Source organism: Blastococcus sp. MG754426, assembly GCF_021699055.1.
Classification (GTDB): domain Bacteria; phylum Actinomycetota; class Actinomycetes; order Mycobacteriales; family Geodermatophilaceae; genus Blastococcus.
In genome coordinates this window covers 21,933-45,356 of the sequence record NZ_SSXC01000040.1, presented here as the reverse complement: position 1 = coordinate 45,356, position 23,424 = coordinate 21,933, and the positions used below count along the sequence as shown (strand labels likewise).

Annotated in this window: 19 protein-coding genes and 1 pseudogene; 8 read left to right on the top strand and 12 right to left on the bottom strand. The window is 70.2% G+C overall.

What is annotated here, in order from left to right:
- Positions 1–40: 40 nt before the first annotated feature.
- Together E9549_RS13845 and E9549_RS13840 are read left to right on the top strand one after the other, a co-directional pair.
- Positions 41–892 carry a glycosyltransferase family 4 protein gene (locus E9549_RS13845; protein ID WP_374201449.1) on the top strand — a complete coding sequence of 284 codons (852 nt, stop codon included), beginning with the start codon at positions 41–43 and terminating at the stop codon, positions 890–892.
- Positions 893–1,475: 583 nt separating this feature from the next.
- Positions 1,476–2,180 carry a hypothetical protein gene (locus E9549_RS13840; protein WP_236827125.1) on the top strand — a complete coding sequence of 235 codons (705 nt, stop codon included), beginning with the start codon at positions 1,476–1,478 and terminating at the stop codon, positions 2,178–2,180.
- On the opposite strand, the gene E9549_RS13835 is transcribed toward E9549_RS13840, so the two are convergent.
- From E9549_RS13835 to E9549_RS13815, 6 genes and pseudogenes are all read right to left on the bottom strand, one after another.
- Positions 2,177–3,142, bottom strand: coding sequence for a hypothetical protein (locus tag E9549_RS13835; RefSeq protein ID WP_236827124.1), 966 nt, complete (start codon positions 3,140–3,142; stop codon positions 2,177–2,179). The genes E9549_RS13840 and E9549_RS13835 overlap by 4 nt on opposite strands.
- Positions 3,143–3,451: 309 nt before the next feature.
- A complete protein-coding gene (locus E9549_RS24495; RefSeq protein ID WP_374201448.1) occupies positions 3,452–3,970 on the bottom strand; it encodes a glycosyltransferase in 519 nt (172 codons plus the stop codon).
- Between the two features lie 640 nt (positions 3,971–4,610).
- Positions 4,611–5,714, bottom strand: a complete 1,104-nt coding sequence (locus E9549_RS13830) for a glycosyltransferase family 4 protein (protein WP_236827123.1) — start codon at positions 5,712–5,714, stop codon at positions 4,611–4,613.
- Positions 5,704–6,840, bottom strand: a complete 1,137-nt coding sequence (locus E9549_RS13825; protein WP_236827122.1) for a glycosyltransferase — start codon at positions 6,838–6,840, stop codon at positions 5,704–5,706. The genes E9549_RS13830 and E9549_RS13825 overlap by 11 nt, the downstream gene beginning before the upstream one ends.
- Positions 6,837–7,943 (bottom strand): glycosyltransferase, encoded by a 1,107-nt coding sequence (locus E9549_RS13820; protein ID WP_236827121.1) that lies wholly within the window; start codon positions 7,941–7,943, stop codon positions 6,837–6,839. Before E9549_RS13820 ends, E9549_RS13825 begins: the two co-directional genes overlap by 4 nt.
- A 71-nt stretch (positions 7,944–8,014) precedes the next feature.
- Positions 8,015–9,133 (bottom strand): annotated as a pseudogene (locus E9549_RS13815) (IS256 family transposase); the annotation flags it as partial.
- Between the two features lie 418 nt (positions 9,134–9,551).
- Here E9549_RS13815 and E9549_RS13810 point away from each other — a divergent pair.
- Both E9549_RS13810 and E9549_RS13805 read left to right on the top strand, forming a co-directional pair.
- On the top strand, positions 9,552–10,343 hold the full coding sequence (locus E9549_RS13810; RefSeq protein WP_236827120.1) for a hypothetical protein: 792 nt from the start codon (positions 9,552–9,554) through the stop codon (positions 10,341–10,343).
- Positions 10,344–10,400: 57 nt separating this feature from the next.
- Complete coding sequence (locus E9549_RS13805) at positions 10,401–11,366, top strand: glycosyl hydrolase family 18 protein (RefSeq protein WP_236827119.1); 966 nt, start codon at positions 10,401–10,403, stop codon at positions 11,364–11,366.
- Here E9549_RS13805 and E9549_RS13800 read toward each other — a convergent pair.
- The 4 genes from E9549_RS13800 to E9549_RS13785 are packed head-to-tail and all read right to left on the bottom strand — an operon-like array spanning position 11,324 to position 15,070.
- Positions 11,324–12,193 carry a polysaccharide deacetylase family protein gene (locus E9549_RS13800; RefSeq protein WP_236827118.1) on the bottom strand — a complete coding sequence of 290 codons (870 nt, stop codon included), beginning with the start codon at positions 12,191–12,193 and terminating at the stop codon, positions 11,324–11,326. The genes E9549_RS13805 and E9549_RS13800 overlap by 43 nt on opposite strands.
- Positions 12,190–13,704 carry a hypothetical protein gene (locus E9549_RS13795; RefSeq protein WP_236827117.1) on the bottom strand — a complete coding sequence of 505 codons (1,515 nt, stop codon included), beginning with the start codon at positions 13,702–13,704 and terminating at the stop codon, positions 12,190–12,192. The genes E9549_RS13800 and E9549_RS13795 overlap by 4 nt, the downstream gene beginning before the upstream one ends.
- Positions 13,701–13,874: a hypothetical protein gene (locus tag E9549_RS13790; protein WP_236827116.1), complete on the bottom strand. Its 174-nt coding sequence runs from the start codon at positions 13,872–13,874 to the stop codon at positions 13,701–13,703. Before E9549_RS13790 ends, E9549_RS13795 begins: the two co-directional genes overlap by 4 nt.
- Entirely contained in the window at positions 13,874–15,070 is a 1,197-nt protein-coding gene (locus tag E9549_RS13785; protein ID WP_308113148.1) for a glycosyltransferase family 2 protein, read from the bottom strand. Before E9549_RS13785 ends, E9549_RS13790 begins: the two co-directional genes overlap by 1 nt.
- 1,074 nt (positions 15,071–16,144) lie before the next feature.
- Between E9549_RS13785 and E9549_RS13780 the strand changes: the two genes are divergently transcribed.
- Complete coding sequence (locus E9549_RS13780) at positions 16,145–16,942, top strand: hypothetical protein (protein WP_236827115.1); 798 nt, start codon at positions 16,145–16,147, stop codon at positions 16,940–16,942.
- A gap of 7 nt (positions 16,943–16,949) precedes the next feature.
- On the opposite strand, the gene E9549_RS13775 is transcribed toward E9549_RS13780, so the two are convergent.
- A complete protein-coding gene (locus E9549_RS13775; RefSeq protein ID WP_236827114.1) occupies positions 16,950–17,195 on the bottom strand; it encodes a hypothetical protein in 246 nt (81 codons plus the stop codon).
- Between the two features lie 155 nt (positions 17,196–17,350).
- Here E9549_RS13775 and E9549_RS13770 point away from each other — a divergent pair, with 155 nt between their 5' ends.
- The 3 genes from E9549_RS13770 to E9549_RS13760 all read left to right on the top strand — a co-directional run bounded on the left by E9549_RS13770 (position 17,351) and on the right by E9549_RS13760 (position 20,936).
- A complete protein-coding gene (locus E9549_RS13770; RefSeq protein WP_236827113.1) occupies positions 17,351–19,666 on the top strand; it encodes a bifunctional diguanylate cyclase/phosphodiesterase in 2,316 nt (771 codons plus the stop codon).
- Positions 19,667–19,765: 99 nt separating this feature from the next.
- Positions 19,766–20,155, top strand: a complete 390-nt coding sequence (locus tag E9549_RS13765) for an S-adenosylmethionine decarboxylase (RefSeq protein ID WP_236827112.1) — start codon at positions 19,766–19,768, stop codon at positions 20,153–20,155.
- A gap of 1 nt (position 20,156) precedes the next feature.
- Positions 20,157–20,936, top strand: a complete 780-nt coding sequence (locus tag E9549_RS13760; RefSeq protein ID WP_236827111.1) for a hypothetical protein — start codon at positions 20,157–20,159, stop codon at positions 20,934–20,936.
- A gap of 243 nt (positions 20,937–21,179) precedes the next feature.
- Here the strand turns inward: E9549_RS13760 and E9549_RS13755 are convergent, their stop codons facing one another.
- Positions 21,180–23,315 carry an acyltransferase family protein gene (locus E9549_RS13755; RefSeq protein ID WP_236827110.1) on the bottom strand — a complete coding sequence of 712 codons (2,136 nt, stop codon included), beginning with the start codon at positions 23,313–23,315 and terminating at the stop codon, positions 21,180–21,182.
- Positions 23,316–23,424 lie beyond the last annotated feature (109 nt).

Genomic DNA, 23,424 nt, shown 5'->3' with positions numbered 1-23,424 from the left:
TAGCGCCGCAGGATCGACACGGCGCTACGTAGCAACCCTGGTGGAATTCACTCAGCTACTTCCCTACGCCTACATACTTCCGTCGCCGGTTATTGTGGATATGCACAACATCGAGTCGGAGCTGATGGCGAACTACGCCTCGTCCGCACCCAACATGCTGAGACGAACGATCGCATCCTACGAGGCTCGCCGGCTACGCCACATGGAACGATTCCTACCACGAGGTACCACACACATCACCACCGTGAGTTCTAGAGATCGCGAACTGCTCGACGCGGGCCTGGGCGAGCGGTCGCCGGCACCCTTCATAACCGTGGCGCCTAACGGGGTGTCGAGCGACGCATTCCACATCGAGGGCAGTCGGGACAACTCGATCGTCTTCGTGGCACATCTTGGATGGCAGCCGAACATTGACGCCGCTCAGTGGCTCGTCAAAGAGGTATGGCCTTTAGTTGAACGACGATCCGCGCTCCGACTTCGCTTGATCGGTCGCTCCCCAGCTCCTCAGGTCCTACGCCTCGCAAGCGAGCGCGTCGACGTCATCCGGGATGTTCCAGACGTAATCCCCTATGTCGCGGCTGCGCGTGTCGCGACTGCGCCACTACTTGCCGCCGGCGGCACACGCCTGAAGATCCTTGAGGCCCTCGGCTGCGGAACACCTGTGGTCGCTACATCCTTGGGCGCTCTCGGCTTGGAGCACCTCGCTGGCGAACACCTCCGCCTTTCCGACTCGCCGGAGGCGTTCGCGGACGCCATCCTCGACCTCGCCAGGAAGGATTGCCCTCGTGCCGGACCGCGGGCGCTGGCCGAGCCCTACATGTGGACGAACGCCCTTCGCCCACTGGTCGCGGCGGTTGCGGATGCCAGCACTAAACGATCTGGCATTGAATGAGACCCGTCTCGGGTTCCGAGCTGAGGCCAAGGCGCCGGTCGTGACGATAGTATTGGCGTCCCGAGACGCAGGAGACGTAGGCGCAAAGCGACGGCACACTGTTGCAGTCATTGCATTGATCTCGTCAATCTACCTGCAGCGGATATCCGTTCCCGGCTTAGACGTGGGACTCGGCATCGTCGCTCTCCTCGCAGGCGCAGCGACACTAGTTGCCACGGGCGCAGCTCGAATGCCATTCCGTAGACTCGTATGTGTACTGGCACTGACCGCGCTTGTCCTACTGGTGGCATCACTGTCAAGTGCGACGAGTCTCGACGCGGGCTTCTCCATGGCTTCACTGCTTCTGTTATTTGCACTATGGGCGCCGTTCGCACCGTCATACGCGCTGGAGTCCACCAGAGAGCCGCGGTTTGACTTGCCACGCCTCTTCGTGGTCGCGATGGTCCCGCCAGCCATACTCGCCATTTGGCAATTCTGGTCGCAGCCATCTAGTCCGGACGACCTCGACCCCATCTCGTTGCTGCCTGATGGATGGCTACTCACGGGATTTCAGGAGGCTTATGAGTTTGCCTATGGCGCTGGCGTGACGAAGAGCGACGGGATCTTTTTCCTCGAACCCAGTTTCGCATCCCAGTACTTCGCATTAGCAGCTGTGATGACACTTCGCCGCTGGCCGCCTCTTCTGCCACTGTTCGTAGTGGCCCTCGTGTCGACGGGAGGCGGAACAGGCATAGTAGTGCTTCTTGCTGGGTGCATCTACGAGCTCTTGAGAGGTACTCTCACGACGCGCGCCATGTCCACCGCAGCTCTAGCGGTAGGCAGCTTTGCATTGTTCTATCTGGGCCTTAACGAGTTGGTCCTGAGCCGCGTTGGGGAGATTGGGAGTGCCGAGACGTCCGGCGCCATTCGCTTCGTCGCTCCCTACGAATCATTAGACCTCCTCATCGAAGATGCCCCACTAACGGCGCTCGTTGGAGCAGGACCAGGCTCCGCCGAGTTCGTTGCCCTCACCCAAGGCATCCTAAGCAACTTTCCGTTGCCAGCGAAGGCTGCGATTGAGTACGGCATTCTCGTGGCCATTGCAATGACAACGGTTGTGACCGCCATTTCCTGGCGGCTCCGACTTGAGGGCTCCGCCCGCGTCGGCATACTAGCCATTATGCTGTTGCTTTCCGGGGCGTTGCTGCAGGTGCATACCGCATGCCTACTTTGGGCGTTCTACGTTCAAGCCTCGCATGACAACACGACGCCAGTTCCAATCGGGATGCGATCGGTAACGCATCCTTAGGACGTTGCTGCCCGCAAACCATTGCGGAGAGCCGCTACTTGGACAGCAAGCACCGATGTCTCCGCGAGGATCAGCCCTAGGATGGCACCGTCGACGCCGTACGACACGCCGAAGAACGCAACGAGAGCCGGTCCGACAACTGCCCCCACGAAGGCGCTCGCGGACAGCCACCCGATACGGCCGACACTGACAAGTCCCAATCCTCCCGTGACACGTGAGACACAGGTCAGGGCGATAACTCCCGCACAAAGAGAAGACGTGGAGTACTCGATCGCCACCTGATTCGAGAAGAGGAGTGACGACACCGTGGGCGCGAGTATGGCGAACGCTCCCCCTGCCACGAGTCCCATGGCGGCGTTGGCCAAGACGGCTTTGCGTAGCCGACCGGCGCGGACCCGCTCGTTGGCGCTCGTTCCGACCCAATTTTGAAGACTGGCTGGAACGCTCGCCAGCACGGTGAGTCCCATCCGCTGGAGCCTGTCAGCAGCTGCGAAAGCGGGGACTACGCTTGGCACCACCGCTGCTAGCACCACAGTTGGCAGGGACAGATAAAAGGTGCTAGCTACCCGACCGGAGAGCGCCAACGCCTGTCTCTTCATGCTTACCCAGACAAGTCCCAAACCAAGGCGCACATCTACATTGGAACGACCGGCGATCCACCATCCAGCGATTGGCGCGGCAGTAGTACCGACCAGCATGAGGGCACCGTACGACCATAACGGCGCGCCGAGAAGTAGCACGATTGAGGCGGCGACCGCGGCCACCATTCGCGGGATAGACTCGGTGTAGATAATCCGCGCCGGCTGTGCGGTGCCTGTGAAGAACCATGCTGGCGACAAACCCGCCGCCGCCGCGCTGGCGGCCGCGGTCATGGTCGCCGCCAAATCTGGCGACCCCACCGTGACAACCACAAGCAACATCAACGGCACAGCTCCCAGAAAGACTGCAGCCTTGGTCAGCACGCTCAAGCGGTAGAGGGGCCCGCGCTCGACCAATGCACTGCGGGCGACGTGTTGCGGACCCGTAAGTCCCCAACCCATCTCCACTGCCACGCTCACAGCGGCCCCGATGGACTGACCGATGGCTATAGCAGCCCAACCGGACGCCCCAGACGTTGCGGTGATGGCGGGGATAGCGATCAGGGGGCTGATCACCCCTAGCGTCGGGGCCAGTGCGAAGCCGCTCGTACTGACTATGCGACGCCGGAGCGCCTCACCAACCATGGCGTCGGGATCGCGTCTGGGAGGCAGGGTATGCGTACACGACTCGCATTAGGCGAACATCCACGCCGCTGCCGATGCACGGCCATTCGTACTTGGCAACGTCCCCCGCCCATTCCACGGTCCCGCGTGAAGCGCCGCCTCAATCGCTCCGGCGGCCTGGCTGGGATCCGCCGTGTGAGGAACAACCTCATGGCCAGTTTCCTGAAGCCAGTCGGCGATACCAGTCTGGTCGGTCGTGACTATGCGGCATCCGTGAGAGATGCCTTCCAGGATCGGCAACCCGATCTGCTCTCGCCAGTACCTTTCAGGTTGAGAGAGAAGTACGAGGACGCTCGACTCGAGCAAGTCCCGGTGTATGTCTTTTCGCGATGCGTTCGACCGCAGTGAGACTTCGTCCCGACCGGAAGCCCATTCGCGAACCGCGGGCTCGAGGGGACCGGATCCTATAACGGTGAGGGTAGCGTCGGGGCAGTTGACTCTAACATGGGGCCAGCTTGCCAGTAGAAGTGGGACTCCCTTCCTTTCCTCCAGCGCCCCTAGGAAGATGACTTTTCCCGCTCGGGTCATGCCCGAATCTGGCGCACATGCGCACGACTCGGGAAGCGGAAGCACTGTCGTGCTCCTTTTCCGCAGCACCGATGCCAGAGGCCCCAAGACGCCCTCGTATGTCCGACGCGCAGCGCAAGTACCGAACGCCCACCGGTCAATCAGCAGGAGAAACAGCGCCAACGGAGGACAAAGCGCAAAGCGTCGTACCGGGCTGGGCAGCCAGGTTGGAAGTCTTGCGAGCCTCGACGCATCTTCGTTTTCAATACAGTAAGTGCTCACGACGATTTTGCGCCTCCGCCAGGCCGCCCCCAGCCGGCCACACACGGCGAGCATGGCCGTCATCGCCATCTTGCGTGTCCAGAGAGGCTCGGGAACCTCCAGCCGGTCGACCCCTCGACTGAGCAGTAACCAAGCGGTTCGAATCGCGCTGGCCTGCGCATAGGGCTGCTCAGCAGCAGCTAGGACCGCCTCATCCAAGTATAATCGCTTGCCGAAGACCGTGAGCACCTTTGGCCCTCGCTCGAAGCGTTCGACATAGGCACTTCGCACTTCCGGCGTGTAACGGACGCAATTCTCGTCCAGACCCAAGCGTGCGGCTGGCACGACGGTCACTCAATACCCCCTGTAGCCCACGCAATCTGTGCAACACTCTCGCTCACTACCGACCAACCAACTCGACAAAGAGGCGGACGTGCTCATCAAGCCAGCCCCTAGAATCATGGTCCAAGGCCCACTCGCGGGCAACGCTAGCCCGCCGGTCGCGGTCGTCTAGCACTACCTGCATACCCTCCTTCAACGCCCGTACGGTGGGCGCAGCAACCACACCTCCGGCTGCCTCAATCTCACTGGCGAAACCGCAATCCTCGGTTCCGACGACTGGCACGCCGCAGGCGGCCGCCTCAAGTAGGACTGTCGGGAACCCCTCTCCAGATCCATCCGAGAGAAACAGGAGGACGTCCGACGCCTGGTAGACGATTCGCGGATCCGGCACGTCACCGAGCAGCCGGATTGAGCCCTCGCTACTACCTGAGTTCAGGCTTCGAGACTCCGGACCATCTCCTGCAACCAACAAGGTGCCAGCCACGTCCTCGATAAGACGCCGAGCTAGCAGCGGACGCTTGCTCGACACTAGTCGTCCTACGAACGATGCGATCGTTTTTGATGATTGAATCGCGAGAGATTCACGCGCGCTATGACGCTCAGCCTCCGTTACGAAAGTGAACTGCTGCGTGTCGACTGAGTTCTCGATCACTTCCACGCGTACGTTGGAGTGCACCACATCTCGGACGCTGTCAGCCACTAAGGCGCTGACGCAGGTAATCGCGGCCACGCGTTCGGCGGCGCGTCGGTACGCTTTCCCCATCGCGCGGCCGTAAAGCGACTGCGACAATCTTCCGTGCTCGGTCCATATGACGGGACCACGCCTGCTCGCTATGTCCGTTAGGCCTACCTGTTCCCGCTTGAAGTGCATGTGCGTGAGATCGAAGTCCAGTCGTCCGATGGCTCGTGCAACACGGCGGCGCTCTAGCGGTAGACGCACAAGCCCCGTTGGCAGTGTTGAAGGTTCCCACTTCGGCCCAAGTGCTGGCGATAAGGACATCAGCCCCGTCTGCTGCCACTCTGGAAGTTCGCCTAACAGGCTTCCATGAATACCCCGCGTCGCCAGGCCGCCATAAAGGCGGGCGATGTAGCGCTCGGCTCCGCCGGTCCGCCCAGTCGCAGCGATGACCAGCGCCCTGATGTCGCGTGACTCAGGAAACATTAGACGACCTCGCGGTATGGACCGACAGCTTTCGAAGGAAGTCAGCGAAGCGCTCATCGACGTACTCATCGAGCCGTCTGCGGGCCTCCGGATATGTATTACCCGCGTCCTGGGCAGCGAGAATCAATGCGGAGGCTAGGGCGCCGGCGTCCGCGGGCGGTACCTGCACCAACTGGTTCCCTACTAGAGGTGCGATCTCGTCGAGGGCTGCACTTGAACGCGTGATTACGCGCCGCCCACACGCCAGCCCCTGCCAAACCTTATTCGCTATGACAGTGGATGCTTTCGGTGAAGAGCCGAATATGCCGGCGACGAGTTGATGTTCTGCAATTATTGAAGGCAGCTCCGCTTCCGGCACGGGATCCAGGAATGTCGTCAACGGGTGCAGGGCATGAGATCGAACAAGGTGCTCGATCTCGGGACGCAGGCTCCCGTTGCCCAACAACGTTAGGCGAATGGGGATGTGTGGCGCGGCGCGAGCTACAGCCTCGACGAGCGTATCAACCCCATGCAAGTGGATGTAGTTTCCATAGTAAAGAACGGTGAGGACATTAGTAGACTCCCTCAAGGCGGTCGGCGTCGGCCACTCTCGGGGAGAGCCAACAGGTAGGGAAACAACGCTTGTTCGTGATGACGTTCTTCGGGCGGCATCAGACGCGCGGACTTCGGTATCGACAAGGAAGTAGTCGGGCACGAGGCGCGCCAGACTATCTATGAGACGGTATGCCAAAGCTCGGAGCCCGAATCGGCTGTAGGCCCCCACGTCGGAGATCCAAGTCTCGTAAAGCCCAACAAACCCGTCGACCGCAAGGGTTGCACCGCGCCACTTACTCACGACCCATGCAGGGAGGGCATAACGAAGCGAGAACTCCGAGACAACGATCACTCGAACTCCCCTAGATCCCACCCATAGCTGCGAAAGGTCTAGCCACGTCCGTTTTGTAATGCCACCTCGTGTCGATTTCGGGGTGTAGGTGACGGAGTAGCCATGGCGAATCAGATAGTTGCGGACCAGTCTATTCCTAGGGTATTCCGAGTCGTGGACGTTGAAGTACAGGACTCGTCTGCACGCGACCCGTGACGGCCGCTGGTCCCGGGCCCCGCCGTCCGCTTCAAGCGGCGTCATCGTGCGACCTTCGCCCAGAGGTTGCCTTCCGTATCGCCACGCAGTCGGCGGCGGATAAGTCGAACGCTGGCCGCAACGGGAACAGCCTGCAGCGCAATCGCGGCACAGGCAGTTCTTAGTGGTTCAGGTGGAATCCGATCACCGCGATAGCTGGTCACGGCAGCAGTAAGGGCTAGCGGGACGATCGGTTTGAGCGACCATGGCAATAGGCGAGCGAGGCTGCCGGCCGCCACCCAGAAGGCGGCAGCGCCCAGTGTTAGTCGATACAGCTTGTGCGCAACGTAGTAGCGACCAGTTCTGGACTTGAGTAGCGTCGGCACCCGCGCTAGCCCCTCGGCGAATTGCCCCTCGACCATACGAACCCGGCGATCCCACTGTGCTGGACCATCCGCCTCATCCTCGATTGTTGACAGCGTTTGCGAGACCACAACTTTCAAGCCTCGAGAGTGAAAGTCCGCTGCCAGCCAGGCATCATCAAGGATCACGTTGGGGATCGGCCTGAAATCCTGGCGGCGAAAGGCTAAGAATTCGCCGACCACACTGAGTGACTCATGGGCGCTTTGCTTCTTGATGAGGGCCTCGTACATCCAGTAGAGGGAGTCCCGCGCGCCTCGCTCGCGCTTGTTCGCGCTCACTAGCGCCGACTCGCGAAGTTCCGTCAGCACGTGTTCGGGCCAATTGGTGGGATGGATTTCGCAGTTTGCGTCGGTCAAGACGATGACATCAGCCCCCGAAGCTTGGACGGCTGCATTCACTGCAGCGGCCTTACCGACCCGCCCGGTGACGGTCACGGCATCGGCCACCCGACGGGCGGCAGTCGCCGTATCAAGGTCACTAGCCACGACGTGAAGACGGTGCCGCACTCCGACTCGTCGCAGCGATGTGCGTAGTTGCAGGATCGTGGTTTCTATGATGCCCGCCTCTAGGTACGCCGGTACGACAACCTCGACGAGCGGATCCGGCGGAAGCGGGACGGGTCGGATCGCCCTACCTTCGCGAGCTCGGATGGCGCCGTCCACGAGCGCCAGGAGTGGTGGCAGGACGGGGCCGAGAAGGAACAGCCCCGAGGCGGTCGCCAGTACTCGCTTGGGCACGAAGGTCACGACGAGACATTAGTTGCCGGCAGCAGGGGTGCGGATCACCGCAACTGGTGGAATGGTCAGCGGTGTGGTGACTATGACGCGATCAGTGCCGGTTGCGCCACCTCCTTCGCCGGTGGGGTGGGCTGGTTGAGCAGGGCCATGGAGCCTTCGGAGAGGTAGCGGCGGTCGGTGACCTGCCATTCGTCGTGCGCCTCGACCAGCACCGCGCCGGCCAGGCGGAGCAGGGCCTCGGGGTTGGGGAAGACGCCGACGACGTCGGTGCGGCGCTTGATCTCCTTGTTGACGCGTTCCAGCGGATTGGTCGACCAGATCTTCTTCCAGTGCGCGACCGGGAACGCGGTGAAGGCGAGCAGATCGTCCTTGGCCTCCCGCAGCATGGCCTCGACCTGCGGGAGTTGTCGGCCGAGCATGCCGGCGATCACGTCGAGTTGGGAGTGCACGTGTTCGGCGTCGGGCTGGGCGAAGATGGTGCGGATCGCGGCGGCGACCATCTCGCTGTTGCCCTTCGGGACGCGGGCGAGCACGTTGCGCATGAAGTGCACCCGGCATCGCTGCCAGGCGGCGCCGATCATGACCGCGGCGATCGCGGCCTTCAGCCCGGTGTGCGCGTCGGAGATGACCAGCTGGGTGCCGGCCAGCCCGCGGGCCTTCAACGAGCGCAGGAACGCCGTCCAGAACGCCCCGTCCTCGCTGTCGCCGACGGCGAAGCCGAGCACCTCGCGGTGCCCGTCGGCCGTGACGCCGGTGGCGATCACCACCGCCTGGGAGACCACCCGCCGGTTGACCCGCGCCTTGCAGTAGGTGGCGTCGAGGAACACGTACGGGAAGGCCTGCTCGGCCAGCGACCGATCCCGGAAAGCACCCACTTCGGCGTCCAGATCGGCGCAGATCCGGGAGACCTCGGACTTGGAGATGCCGGTGTCCGCGCCGAGGGCCTTGACCAGGTCATCGACCTTGCGGGTTGAGACGCCGTGCAGATAGGCCTCCATCACCACCGCGAACAGCGCCTGATCGATCCGCCGGCGCCGTTCCAGCAGCGAGGGGAAGAACGACCCGGCGCGCAGCTTCGGGATCCGCAGCTCCAGATCCCCGGCCGTGGTGGTCAACGTGCGGGCGCGAAAGCCGTTGCGCTGCGCGGTGCGGGTCTCGGTCCGCTCGTGCGGGGCGGCGCCGATCACCGCGGTGCATTGGCGTGGTCTCGCTGACCATCACACGATGGCCCCTCGCACGTGATCACCCACGCGGTCAGTGGCCCGGACTTACACCACCCGGCGGGACGTCACCTTCGGGATCACATTCCAGCTACTCCAACTTCGCCTCAGACCTGGAAGCCGGGTACCGCATAGCCGGGTGAAGTCAGAGGCCGGCATCCAATCCACCAGCGGCGGGCACCGCCGCCTCGCGGGCGTTGGCGTCGTACGCGGCTCCTTCTTGGCCGTCTGACGCGCCGGCCGAGCGACCACGCAGACCCCTGACCACGTCGCTCCAACCCAAGGGCGGGCCTGGGTGACGCTGCACTTGGGCCTTCCGTGATTCATGTGCGCGTCGATGGGCGACACGTGTTGCGCGTCATGCACGCAGGCTGTCGCGCCTTCTACCCTCGCGAGCATGCCTTGTCCCTCCTGTGGGGCGACGGCCACGCGCACGCAGATCCTGACCGGCTACTGGCGGTGCGACGCCGACGTCCGCATCGAGCATCTCGTGCCCGCCGGCGGGGAGTCCGCGGTAGTTCCGTCACCCGGCGAAACCCGCCGCTGCGGCACGGTCTACATCCAGACCCGCGACGACGACGGCGCCACCTGCCGCTGCGGCGATCCGGCCATCGGTGAGTGCACCGAGTGCACGAAGGCCGTCTGCGCCGACCACTCCGACCTGTGGCAGGGCTGGCGCGTCTGCGACCGCGACCTGGCCAACGCCCGGCTGCGCGCCCGCGCGGCCGCCGCCGCCGAGGAGCAGCGCCGCGCCGAGGAGGCCGCCGCCGCCGAGGCCGAGCGCCTCCGGCAGCGCACCACCCTGCTCGACCTCGCCGACGAGGACGCCCTCTGGCTGCTCCACGCCCGCGACGACCGCCGCACCGAGCAGCAGGTCCGCTCCGCGGTGCACGTGCTGCGCCGGCTCACCGCGGCGGAGTTCACCGACGTCTGCCTCTACCTCCTCCCCTACGCCCGCGAGCCCGAGACCCGGCGCACCGGCCTCACCCGGCTCACCGGCTGGGCCTTCGAGGGCACCGGCTACCACGGCCGCTCCTGGTTCCTGACCCGCAAGGGCGAGTGGCACCGCGGCGGCCCCCTCGGCGAGGAGCGCCGGCGGTGGAAGGACGTCCGCTTCGACGACGTCGAGAAGCGCGCCGTCATCGACGAGATGGCCTGGCAGCAGTCGATCGACAGCGGCCTCGTCTGAGGCAGACTCCGGCAGCGGCACCAACCCTGCCGCAGCGACGTCGGGAGGGCTCGAGCCGTGCCAGTGCCCTCCAGCCTGCGCCGCGCCGCGGTGCCGGCCCTCGTCGGGGTGCTGGCGCTGGCCGTCACGATCGGAGTCGTCGTCGCCGTGCGTTCCTCAGGTGAGCCGGGCACGGTCGACCCGCTCCCCCGCGCCGTCGTCGCCGAGTACTGGCGGGCCGACGGATCACCCCGGCTGACCACCGCCAGCGACCGGGTCACCGTCTTCTTCCTCGCCTTCGCCACCAGCGCGCAGCCCGGCACCGGCCGGCTGCAGTTCGACCCCGACCAGGGCAGCGGCGTCTCCCCCGAGCAGCTCCGGGCCGACATCGCCGCCGTGCAGGCCCGGGGCGCCGCCGTGCTGCTCTCCGTCGGCGGCGCGGTCGACGGCGGGATCGTCGTCCGCACCGACGAGCAGGTCGACGAGGTCGTCGGCAGCGTCGAGCGGATCTGCGACGACTACGGCTGCGACGGCGTCGACTGGGACCTCGAGCAGGGCGGGGCGGGCACCGACCTGGCGGCCCTCGTCAGCGCCAGTGCCCGGCTGAAGGCGAGCCGGGGAGCCGACTTCGCCGTCACCGTCTCCGCTGAGCCCGGGCTGCGCCTGTACGAGGAGTTCGCCCTGGCCGAGGGCGAGGCCACCGTCGACGGCCGCACCTGGCGCGGCCGGGTCTGCGACCTCTACGGGCCCCAGTTCTACGACTTCGCCCAGACCGCGGCCGAGCGCCGGGCCGACATCGTCGCGACGGCGCGGCGGCTGGTCGACGGCGGCCTGGAGCCGTCCCGCTTCGCCATCGGCACCACCTACGCCGGCTCCGCGCTCGGCGACCCCGGGCAGATGCCGGTCGAGGAGTACCTCGCCGCCTACCGCACCCTGGCCGACGCCGGCATCCGCGTCCGCGGCGCCTACGTCTGGGACATGACGATCGAGGCCGCCCGGGGCTACCCGTTCGCCGAGGCCTTCGGCGCCGAACTCGGCACCTGAGCCCCCGACGCCCCGGGCTCGAGCATCCGGCCGGTCGCGTCGGGCCGCACCTCGGTGGTGGCGCAGAGCCCCCGCTCGTTCATCGCGTCGACGATCGGCTGCAGGGCCGCGATCGAGTTCAGCGTCGCCTGCCCCAGACCGTCGTGCATCGTGATGATCGAGCCGTCCCGCATCGGCCCGATCACGTTGGCCGCGATCTCCTCGGCGGAGATGCCCTCGGTGTCGTGGGAGTCGACCAGGCCGTCGCTCGCGTCCCGGCCGAAGGACATGACCAGCCGCAGCCCGAGCTCCCGCGCCACGTAGTCCACCTGCTGGTTCACCGCCCCGTACGGCGGCCGGTAGAGCTCCGGCTCGGGGGCGCCCTTGGCCACCAGCAGCTCGCTGGCCCGCCGCAGCTCCTCGCGGATCTGCGCGTCCCCCCACGGCGTCACCCGCTCGCCCGAGGGCAGCTCCCCGGTGGTCAGGTCCGCGTGCGACTGGGTGTGGTTGCCCAGCAGGTGCCCCTCGGCGACGGCCCGCCGGACGAGCTCGCCCCGCCCCTCGATGTTGTGCCCGCTCCAGAAGAAGACGGCGGTCAGCCCGAGGTCGCGCAGCCGGTCGAGCAGCTCGCCGGTGTGCTGCCGCGGCCCGTCGTCGAAGCTGAGCACGACGTGCCCGCCGGAGCAGTCGCTGGTCAGCGGCCGGAGCTCCACCGGCCCACCCGAGGGCAGCCGGTCGGCCGAGGTCGCCGCGCTGCTGCGCACGTCGGAGACCACCCGGTGGCCGGCGACGGTGAGCCCGAGCAGGACCGCGAGCGCGACGAGCAGCGGCCGCCGCCAGCGGCTCACCGGCCCACCTGCTGGTAGACCAGCCACACGTCGGCGTCGGCCACCCCCGAGGCGGGGATCGCCGCCACCAGCTCGTAGTCGGTGTAGTTGTCGTGCAGCGCGGTCAGCACGACGTCCTCCAGCGCGTCCTCCGCCGGCGAGCCGGTGCTCGCGGAGTGCAGGACGATCGTCGAGTAGCGCAGGTCCTCGACCGCCACCCGGACGGCGTCCTCACCACGGGCGTAGAGGCCGTAGGTGTCCTCCCACCGCACGCCGGGCTGGTCGCCCAGGTGGTAGGCGAGCGCCTCCGCGGCGGTGCCGCTGGCCAGGTAGGTGCCCGGCACCGGGTCGGCCAGCAGCTGGGTGACGACCGGCCGGACGTCCGGCCACGCCGCGTACGCCGTCCCCGACCGGGAGACGCCGAACAGCACCAGCACCGGCAGGAGCAGCAGCACCGGCCCGAGCCGCCACGTCCCCCGCGACATCCGGGTCAGGGCGAGCCCGGCGAGCGGCGCCAGGAAGAACGCCGAGTACGCCAGGTGGCGGTCGAACGCCACCGCCGAGCCCGTCCACAGCTGCGCGGCCGGGAACAGGGCACCCCCGCCGAGCAGCGCCACGGCCAGCATCGCCTGCGAGCGCCCCGCCCCGAGCAGCCCCAGCGCCCCGACGACGGCGAGCACGGCGAGGATGCCGAGGTCGAGCACCAGCCAGCCGGCCAGCCCCGTCCACGGGTGCGGGCTGAGCGGCACGACGCCCACCAGGTCGGTCCAGGCGCGGGCACCCGGGCCCAGCCCGGCCAGGTGCACCGCGCCGGTCAGGAGCGCCGCCGTGCCGCCGGCGAGCGCCGTCCGCCGGAGCGCACCGGCACCGGTCATCGCCGCCCCGGCGGCCAGCACGAGCGGGACCAGGAGCGCGGTGGAGTAGTGGAGCACCGGCACCAGCGCGAGCAGGGCGCCCGCGCCCACCGCCGAGGCGGTACCGCTGCGCGCCGCCAGCGCCCAGAGCGCCGCGGCCAGGCCGGCCAGCGCCACCGCGTCCGCCGTCCCGAGCCCGGCGACGACGACCACCGGCGCGCTGAGCGCGAAGGCGAGCGCCGCGAGCACACCCGCCCGGTGCGGGAACCGCGCCGCCACCGCGCCGGCCAGCAGCACCATCGCCGCCAGCACGCAGGCCAGCCCGAACGCACGGACCAGGAACAGCCCGCCGACGCTGTCGAGCGCGGCGGCCAGCACCGGGTGGAGGAACGGGGCGCCGGGCAGCGCGTCCCGGGGCACCGCCGCCGGGGCCCCGGTGACCCACTGCGCGATCAGGTCGCGGCCGGTGTTGACCGCGAGCGCCTCCTCGGCCGAGGCGCCGTTGCGCAGCCGCAGCGCCAGCGCCGCGAGCACGACACCGGTCAGCACCAGCGGCAGCCGGGTGATCCACCGCCGGGTGGCCGGGCGGACGAGGCGCGGGGGCAGGCTCAGCAGCAGCGCGTCGTGCCAGTGCGGCGCCCGGTAGGCACCGGTCGGCGCGGGGGAGGTGACGGTCACCGGCGCCCCTGCTCCCGCGACGGCAGGGTGTCGTCCCGGTCGTCCTTCGGCAGGATGCGCCGCACCGCCAGGCCGAGCATCAGCACCGTCACCGCCGTCAGCACGGCGGTGGCGCCCATGAACCCGTCGTGGCTGACCTGCTCGAGCAGGGCGGGGAAACCGGCGTCCATCAGGTGATCCACTCGGGCTCGGCGCCGTGCAGCGCGCGGGACAGGGCCTGCCAGTTCACGACCGCCTGCGCCATGTCGTAGACGACCATCGGCAGCAGGAACGCCGCGTAGACGCGGCCCCGGCGGCCCGCCTTCCACGACGCGAGCACCTGGTCGAGGACGAAGACGGGGATGATCGCCAGCCAGATCAGGTGCAGCGAGGGCTCCTCGAGGGCCAGCGCGTACGACCAGGCCGCGACCATGAGCAGCGGCACGAGGCTGCGGAAGTACGTCCACGCCTGCACCAGCCACGCCTTGCGGGTGTGCTCGACGAAGCCGTACGTCATCAGCGTCTCGAGCGTCCCCCGCTGCCAGCGCAGCCGCTGGGTCCGCCAGTCCGACCAGGTCGGCATGATGTCGGTGACCACCCGGCAGTCCGCCGCGCACCGGGGGTCGTAGCCGAGCCGCTGCAGGGCGACGGTGAGCTCGTAGTCCTCGGTGAGCGAGGCCTCGTGGTAGATCTGCCCCGGCACGCCGGGCAGCAGCGCCGTGCCACGGGCGCGGGCCACGGCCCGCAGCGCCTCGGCTGTGAACATGGTGGCGGCGCCGGACAGCACGTGGATCCGCCCGCCGCGCCGGTGCACCGTGCGCAGGCCCTGGGCGTACTCGATCTTCTGCAGCAGGCCGATCCGCGAGGGGTGGTCGGCGGCCTCGTAGGAGCCGCTGATGCCGCCCCGCCGCCGGTAGGCCTCGAAGTAGCGCATCCCGCGCTCGATGAAGTCCGGGCTCAGCCGGCTGTCGGCGTCCATCGACAGGACGACGTCGTCCGGCTCCAGCGCCGCGAGCACCCGCGCCAGCCCCTGGTTCAGCGCCCCCGCCTTCTTGGCGGTGTTGCCCTGGGTCTCCAGCACGTCGACGCCCAGCGCCCGGGCGATCTCCACCGTGCCGTCGGTGCAGTTGTCGGCCGCGACGAGGATGCGCTGGGGCGGCATGGTCTGCCGGCGCAGGCTGGCGATCGTCTGCGCGAAGCCGACCTCCTCGTCGTGCGCCGGGATGACCACCGTGACCCGGGGCCGGCGCTCCGCCGGGAGGACGCGGGGCTCCGCTGCCGTTCCCGGGCGGTCCAGCACCGCGGCGTTCGCCTCGAAGCGGTACTGCCGGGGGATCTCCGGCGCGCGCGTCGCCACCGGCTCCGCGGGACGGGTGCGCGCGTCCACGGGGCGCGCGTCGACGCGCCCGATTGCTTCTGTGCCCAACGGATCCCCCCGGAGGCCGTGCCGGCCCGGCTCGTGCGCCGCGACCCCACGGTGATGCGAATTCCTGCCGCCCTTGTCGCCGTGCGGACGGCGAGCGGACGAGACGAACATAAGGCGGTCGCGGTGGCGGGAGAAGGGTTCAGGCCCCACATCTTTCCGAATGCAATCGGTCACTCTGAGTCAGCATGACGGACCGTCACGAGGCGGTGACGTGCGTTTTCGCCCGGCAGTCCACATCTCGACACCAGGCGTGGTCACTGTCCGTCAGCACGTTCGGGGCCGGGTGGAGCCATTCATGCGGCGCAGGTGGACCATTCCTCGCACTGCTCATCGAATGGCTCGCGCAGGCCATTCCGAGGGCCGGGGTGTGCGGGGCCCCACGCCACCCCGGACCGGGAAACCGCTGGTGAGGGCCGCGCGAGCCTGGCCTGCGGCCGGACGGGTGCGCGGACGGTGGCGCGCACCGCATCGCCACCGGCAGGTCGACCCCGCAGCGCCGCCGGCACGGGTGGGCGGGATCCTGCGCGGCGCCGTCCGGGAGGTGGACCCGGACCCCGCCGGCCGGTCCGGCCGGCGACCAGCAGGCGTACCGAGGGCCTGCCCCCCGGCCTGCGCCAGGTGTCCGACCCGGCAACCGGTACCGATCGCGCGCAGCAGATGGTGACCGACATCACTGTTTCGGCGGCAGGTGCCCCCGGCGTCAGCGTGCTGGGGGACGCCCACCACCGGGGACGGGCGAGCGGAGCTCCCCACCCGGACCGGTGGGCGCAGCGGCGGGGTCACGGCCGCTGCGCCCGCACCGCCGTCACGGGCCGACCACCCCCGTGCGCGGTCGGCCCACGTGCGGGCGGTGGGGTGCGCGCTGCCCCCGTCCGGATCGGGGTCGCGCGCCTCCGCCACTGAACCCGGCGCCGCCGCCCACGGGCAACGAAGGAGGGGCGCAGATTGGGCGCAGGCCGATCTGCGCCGCCTCCACCTGCGGGTTCGCCCGCTGCGCTAGGTTGCCCGGACCAGTTCCGGAGCACGGGGGTGCCGATGAGCGAGACGAGCGACGAGGCGGCCACCGACCCCTTCGTCACCCAGGTGGGCTGGCTGATCGCCTCGGCGGGCGGGAAGGACCAGCTCGTCACGCGCAGCGGCGGCCTGGTCAGCGCCCGCACCCTCGACAACTGGATGGCCGGCAGCTACCCCCGCACCAAGGTCACCGGCGCCGTCCGCGACCTGGACGCCTGGGCGCGCGCCGAACTGCCCGGCTACCCCCAGGCCGCCGGTGTGCCGGCGCTCGTCGACTCCTGCGGCCCCTACCGCGGCGCCACCGCGGCCGGCCTCGTGCTGGAGGTGGACCCGGCCGCGGAGCCTGCGCCGACCCGCCGCCGGCTGCCGCCCTGGGCGCTGGTGGCGGCCGCCCTGGTGCTCACCGCCGTCCTCTCCTCCGCGCTGACCGCCGTCCTGATCGGCGAGCGCGGCACGGCGGCGCCGACGGCAGCGGACCCGACGATCGGCGCCACCGACCTGGTCGACCTCCCGCTGCCCAGCACCGGCGACGGCACCCTCGTCGAGGAGGAGGCCGGCAGCATCGGCGCCAACACCTTCGCCGACCCGCGCACGCTCTCCGGGCGGGGCGCACCGGTCCCGCCGCACACCACGATCCACGTGCGCTGCCGCTACTACGCGCCGAGCGTGCCCAGCGTCAGCCCCGACGGCTTCTGGTACCTCATCGAGACCGAGCCCTGGAACGGCCTCTGGACGCCGGCGAACTCCTACATGAACGGCGACCCGCCGGGTGGGCCGTACCTGCACAACACCGACCTCGCCGTCCCCGTCTGCCGGTGACGGGCCGCTACGCCGCCTTGGGCAGCAGGCGCAGCCGGGCCCAGAAGCCGCTGCTGCTCTCCGGCGTCTCGCCCTCCGCACGCGCGGGGGCGGCGTCCTCGGCGTCGTCCCCGGCCTCCTCGGCCACCTGCAGGCGGCTGAGCGACACCGGCGGCAGGCGGTGCACATCGGCCGGCCCGTACGCCGACGGCGGGGCAGCGTGCCGGCCGTAGCTCTCCGCCGACCCGGTGCGGAAGGGGGTCGTGGCGCTCATCCGCTCCACCGTCGCCGAGTCCTGCTCGCGCGTTCGCTCCACACCGCACTCATCGGCAGCCGCGGGCCCGCCCGTGACGGGACGGCTCCCCCCACGGGGTGAGCCCGCCCACGCGGCACTGAAGAACAGCCGCCCCGCGGCCGATGCCCTCTTCCATGGACCAGCAGCAGACGGCGACCACGCGTCGCCGTCCCGGGCGTGCGCTGCTGCTGGCGATCGGCCTCACCGCGCTCTACGCCACCGGCATCGGGCCGCGGCCCGCCGGCGCGGCCTGGGACCGCGCGTACGACGTCGTCCTCTACAACCTGCCCTACCTCGCCGCCGCCGCGGCCTGCCTGCTGACCGCGCGCCGGGTGCGCACCGAGCGGCTCGCCTGGGCCGCGCTGGGCGGCGCGCTCGTCCTCGGCGCCCTCGGCAACGCGCTGCGGGTGCTCTCCTCGGGCCTGCAGGGCAACGAACCGGCCTCCACGCTCAGCCACGGCGTCATGTTCGCGGCCTACCTGGCCATGTACGTGCCGGTCGTCGTGCTCATCCGCGCCCGGGTGCCGCGCTTCCACCCCAGCATGTGGCTCGACGGCGTCGTCGCCGCCCTCGGCAGCCTCTCCGCCGGCGTCGCCTTCCTGCTGGGCCCCTACCTGCTCACCGACCCCGGCGAGAAGCCGATCGCGGCCGTCGACCTCATGGCCCCGATCACCACGGTGCTGCTCATCGCCGTCGTCATGGCCGTCGGCGGCATCCTCGGCGTGCGCCTGGACCGCACCTTCGTGCTGCTCGGTGCGGCGCTGGGCATGATCGCCGTCTCCGACCTGATCCTGTTCGCCCTCAAGGTGCGGGGCACCTACGTCGACGGCGGGCCGCTGGAGCTCGGCTGGCTGCTCTCGGTGATCCTGGCCGCCTGGGCCGCCGACGGCGCCGTCGAGCCGCCCCGCCGGCTGGGCAGCAGCGGCTCGCGCATCGGCTGGCGGCTGATCGCCGTCCCGCTCGCCTGCCTGGGCGCCAGCCTCGTCGTGCTCAGCCCGTGGTCGCAGCCCGTCCCCGAGCTCGCCGGCTGGCTGGCCATCGCCTGCGTGCTGGCCGGCGTCGTCCGCATCGCGGTCACCTTCCGCGAGGTGCGCGGCTACAACCAGGTGGTGCTCGAGTCGCGCACCGACGAGCTGACCGGCCTCGCCAACCGCCGCGCCCTGCTGGAGCGGGCGCAGCGCGTCGTCACCGCGGCCACCCCCGAGCGGCCCGCCGCCCTGCTGCTGCTCGACCTCGACGGGTTCAAGGAGATCAACGACAGCCTCGGCCACACCGCCGGCGACGACCTGCTCCGGCAGATCGGGCCGCGGCTGCGCGGCTCGCTGCGGGCCGGCGACCTGCTGGCCCGGCTCGGCGGCGACGAGTTCGCCGTCCTCATGCCCGCCGCGTCGACCGCCGAGGCCCGCGCCCTGGCCGACCGGCTGCGCGACCTGCTGCTGGCCCCCTTCACCGTGGCCGACGTCCGGCTGCACGTGGGCGTGAGCATCGGCGTCACCACCACCCCGGCGCCCGCGCGCACCGTGCAGGAGCTGCTGCACTGCTCCGACGTCGCCATGTACAGCGCCAAGCGCGCCCGCGAGGGCGTGCACGTCTACGTGCCCGACCCGGTCACCGGCACCGCCGGCAGCGACCGGCTGCGCACCATGGAGGAGCTGCGGACGGCGCTGGCCGGCGACGAGCTGCGGGTCTTCCTGCAGCCGCAGATGGACATGCGCGACGGCCGCATCGTGGGTGCGGAGGCGCTGGTCCGCTGGGAGCACCCCACCCGCGGGCTGCTCTCCCCCGCCGCCCTGCTGCCCGCCGCCGAGCAGGCCGGACTGCTGCGCCCGCTCACCGACCGCGTGCTCGAGCTCGCCCTGGAGGCGACCGCCCGCTGGTGGCCCGGGCGCGAGATCCCGGTGTCGGTCAACCTGTCGGCGGCCAACGTCACCGACCTCGACCTCGCCGGCAAGGTGGCCGCGGCGCTGCACCGGCACGGCCTGCCCCCGCGGGCGCTCACGCTGGAGCTGGTCGAGGACACCCTCATGGCCGACCCCGAGCGCGGCCGCACGGTGCTGGCCGACCTGCGGGCCACCGGCGTCCGCACCTCGATCGACGACTACGGCACCGGCTACAGCTCGCTGGCCTACCTGCGCCACCTGCCCGCCGACGAGCTGAAGCTGGACCGCACGCTCACCGCCGACGTCGACCGCGACCCCCGGGCCGCCGCGATCGTGCAGAGCACCGTCGCGCTCGCGCACGCCCTCGGGCTGAGCCTGGTCGCCGAGGGCGTGGAGACGCTGGCGACCAGCGCCACGCTCGCCCGCCTCGGCTGCGACGTCGCGCAGGGGTACGCGATCGCCCGGCCCATGCCGGTCGACGACTTCCTCGACTGGCTCGACGCCTCGGACTCCGGGCTCCTCGACTGCGCGCTGATCCCGCAGCTGCACACGGGCGGTAGCGCGGGCTGACCCCTCCGGGTCAGGACGACGCCCTCGGGGTGACGCACGACCGGGCGACACGCCGACCTGGGTGAACACTGTCCGCTACCGGATGTGGACTATGAGCGGGTGACGCCGCCCTCCCCTGCCTCTGACCTGGTCGCCCTCCCCCTCGCCTGGCGCGACCTCGCCCCGGAGATCCTCCGCCAGCGCCTGGTGATCGAGGGCTACCCGGCCGCTCCCGTGGACGACGCCCAGATCCGCACCTACCTCTCGGCGCTCTCCCGCGAGGTGGACATGGTGCAGCTGCTCGAGCCGGTGACGCACCGCTCCGACCTGTACGGCTGGGCGGGCTGGATCCACTGGGAGACCTCGGGCGCGCACTTCTACGCCTGGGAGCAGCCGCGGCTGTTCTTCTCCGTGGACATCTACACCTGCAAGGCGTTCGACCCGGACGTCGCGGTGGCGTTCACCGCCGACTTCTTCGACGCCCGCACCGTCGTGGCGAAGGGCTTCTGAGATGGCGTTCCGGCTGCTGGTCGCGCACACGCCGGCCGAGCGGGAGGCCGCGCGGCAGGTCGAGGCCGACGTCTTCCTCCAGGCGTTCGGCAACACCCCCGAGCTCCTGGCGCAGGAGTACGGCCCGTTCGAGCAGCGCTCCCGGTTCGTCACCGTCATCGACGACGAGAGCGGCGTCGCCCTGGGCACCGCGCGGCTGATCACCGACGGCGCGACCCCGGTGAAGACCCTGCTCGACATCGCCGGCGCCCCCTGGCACCTGCCGGTCGCCGAGAGCCTGGCCACCGTCGACCTGGAGCCCGGGACGGTGTGGGACGTCGCCAGCCTCGCCGTCGACCCCCGCTACCGCGCCGGCGCGGCCGGGGCCGAGGTGAGCGTCGCGCTGTGCCACGGCATCTGGCGGTACGCCCGCAACTGCGGCGTCCCCGGCATGGTCACCATCCTCGACGACCGGGTGCACCGGCTGGTGCGCGCGATGGGCCTGCCCTGGCACGCCATGGCCGGCGCGACCTCCCAGCCCTACCTCGGCTCGCCGGCCAGCACCCCGTGCGTCTTCGCCGTGGCGACGGCGGAGGCCGAGGTGTACGGCTCCCGCCCGGACCTGGCCCCGGCGCTGGACCACGGGATCTTCCGCTCGATCACCGTCGACCCGGCCGACCTGGCGGCGGCCCGCGGCACCTTCGCCGACGCGGCGGAGCCGGCGCTCGAGGAGGCCCCCCGCCGCGACACCACCGGCTGGCGGCCGCCGACGGCCCGCCGCTCCGAGGTACCGCTCGCGTAGCCGGCGCCCGCCGGAACGCCGCTGCCCCGCGCCTCCCGAGAGACTCGGGAGACGCGGGGCAGCTGGCACTTCGTGCACAAAGTGCCGACGCCGGCGGGGCTCCCGGAGGTCAGCACGTGCTCCTCGAGCAGTCGCGCTCTGCCCCGCCCCGGTGGGCAGAGACCTGCTGCCCCGCCCCCCGGTGTGCGGCGGGCGGCCGGACCGGCGGGCCCACCCGCACCAGCGCCCGGGGCGGCACCGGGGTCACGACCGCACGCCGTCCGGCACCATCTCCCGCACGGCGCCCGCCACCAGGTCCGCGGCGGCCGCGGTCAGGTGCGTCTCGTCGGTGCGCAGCAGCACCGAGCCGGCGAACGCGGGGCAGCGGCCGTCGGCGCAGAACATCTCCTCGGTGCCCACGTAGGTGACGTCCGCACCGTCGGCCTGCGCCGCCTCGACCGCGGCCCGCTCGGCCGCGGCCTTGTCCTGGAAGCCGCGGCTGATCGTCCGCACGCAGTCGTCCGGCCCACCGAGCCGCCCACCGCACTCCCGCGGGTCCTCGCCGAGCGGCGGGTTGCCCAGCACCACCACCGAGCCGACGGACGGCGCCACCGTCTCGAGGGTGGACTCCAGGCCGCTCTGCCACTCCTCGACGGCGTCCTCGTCGACCGCGCCGCTGACGAAGTTGCCGAAGTACCCCTGCCCGGCCGACAGCACCAGCACGTCGGGCTCGGTCTCCTGGATGAACTGCAGCGTGGTCTCCCGCGCGGCCGCGCAGTCCTCCGGGAAGCCCGGCGGCTCGGCCGGCGGGGCGACGGCGACGTCGACGAACGGGCAGGAGGCGTAACCCAGCCCGAGCACCTGCCAGTCGTCGCCCTCGAACAGCGCGTCGACCGTCGGCCCCCAGCTCATCGCCACCGAGTCACCGACCAGGAGCGCCGTCCGCGGCGCGTCCTCCGGCCCGTCCTGGCAGACCAGCGGCTCGCCCCCGGCGGTCACCGTGTTGCGGCAGCCGGGTGCCTGGGTGCCCATCTCCTCGGCCTGCTGCTCGGGACCCAGCCCGTCGAGCGAGGGGGTGAGGTCGGCCGGCCAGGAGTCGGCGGCCAGCGCCGCCTCCACCTGCTCGGCGAGCTCGGCGGCGCTGGGCCGTTCCCCCGCGACGACCGCGGCATCCTCGCCGGCGGTACCGGTGCCGCGCAGCCACGACGGGCCCCAGAACTGCGCCAGGCCCACCGCGAGCAGGACCGTGGCCACGGTGACGGGCAGCAGCACCCCGGTCCCCGGCGGCCGTTCCCACCCCGACACGTAGCGAGGGCGGGGCCGCAGGTTCAGGACGGGGCGCTCGACCCAGCGGTAGAAGGCGGCGGAGAGCACCAGCGTGAGGGCCAGCAGCGCCAGCTGCACCGGGAGCTCGTCGCCGAAGGTGGCGAACCCGAACACCACCACCGGGAAGTGCCACAGGTAGATGGAGTACGACCACCGGCCGATCGCCTGCGACACCGGGTTGGTCAGCACCACGGTGGCCGGGGAGGCCGGCGGGTCGGCCAGCAGCACCACCGCCGTCCCGATGACCGGCAGCAGCACCCACGGGAAGGGGAACGCCGACGACGGCGAGATGACCACGGCGGAGCCGAGGATGACCGCCAGCCCGCCGAGGGTCAGCAGCGGGCGGAGCCGGTCGGCGATGACCACCCGCCCGGCGAGGACGGCGATCAGCGCACCGGACAGCAGCTCGCCGGCCCGCGCCAGGGTGTCGAAGTAGGCCGCCGTCGGGGCGGTGCTCGTGCGGTAGGCCGCCCACGCCAGCGAGAGGGCGATCCCCGCGCCGATGAACCACACCAGCCGCCCCGGCCGGTGGCGGAGGTCGAGCGCCCGGTAGCCGGCGAAGAGCAGCAGCGGCCAGAGCGCGTAGAACTGCTCCTCGATCGACAGCGACCAGTAGTGCTGCACCGGCGACACCGGGCCCTGCGCCTGCAGGTAGTCCGCCCCGGCGGCGACCAGGTGCCAGTTCTCGACGAACAGCGCCGCGGCCAGCGCGTCCAGCGCGGTCTGGTTCGCCCGGGGGAGGAAGAAGACGGCGTACCCGGCGGCCACGGTCACCGCCAGCACGACCATCGCCGCGGGCAGGATGCGCTTGGCCCGCCGGATGTAGAAGTCGCGGAAGGAGACCCGGCCGGACTTCGCCAGCTCGCGCAGCAGCAGCGCGGTGATCAGGTAGCCCGAGATCACGAAGAAGACGTCGACGCCGACGAACCCGCCGTGCGGCCAGCCGAGCACGTGGTCGGCGACGACCAGCGCCACCGCGACGGCGCGCAGGCCCTGGACGTCGGCGCGGAAGCGCAGCGGGCCGCCGGGGGGCCGCGGCGTCGTCCGGGTCGTCGCCTGGTCGGTAGCGGACATGCGCACGAACGTACTGGCGCGGACGGGCCACCGGGAGCGTGTTCCGGCCCGGTTCCCCAGGCCGGGTGCATCCCGGCGGTGCCCGGCGCCGGTCGCGGCCGGTGCGTCC

Coding starts and splice junctions, on each gene's coding strand:
- E9549_RS24495 (WP_374201448.1), bottom strand. CDS start 3,970: ATGACCCGAGCGGGAAAAGTCATCTTCCTAGGGGCGCTGGAGGAAAGG.
- E9549_RS13830 (WP_236827123.1), bottom strand. CDS start 5,714: ATGTTTCCTGAGTCACGCGACATCAGGGCGCTGGTCATCGCTGCGACT.
- E9549_RS13825 (WP_236827122.1), bottom strand. CDS start 6,840: ATGACGCCGCTTGAAGCGGACGGCGGGGCCCGGGACCAGCGGCCGTCA.
- E9549_RS13810 (WP_236827120.1), top strand. CDS start 9,552: ATGCCTTGTCCCTCCTGTGGGGCGACGGCCACGCGCACGCAGATCCTG.
- E9549_RS13790 (WP_236827116.1), bottom strand. CDS start 13,874: ATGGACGCCGGTTTCCCCGCCCTGCTCGAGCAGGTCAGCCACGACGGG.
- E9549_RS13780 (WP_236827115.1), top strand. CDS start 16,145: ATGAGCGAGACGAGCGACGAGGCGGCCACCGACCCCTTCGTCACCCAG.
- E9549_RS13775 (WP_236827114.1), bottom strand. CDS start 17,195: ATGAGCGCCACGACCCCCTTCCGCACCGGGTCGGCGGAGAGCTACGGC.
- E9549_RS13770 (WP_236827113.1), top strand. CDS start 17,351: ATGGACCAGCAGCAGACGGCGACCACGCGTCGCCGTCCCGGGCGTGCG.
- E9549_RS13760 (WP_236827111.1), top strand. CDS start 20,157: ATGGCGTTCCGGCTGCTGGTCGCGCACACGCCGGCCGAGCGGGAGGCC.
- E9549_RS13755 (WP_236827110.1), bottom strand. CDS start 23,315: ATGTCCGCTACCGACCAGGCGACGACCCGGACGACGCCGCGGCCCCCC.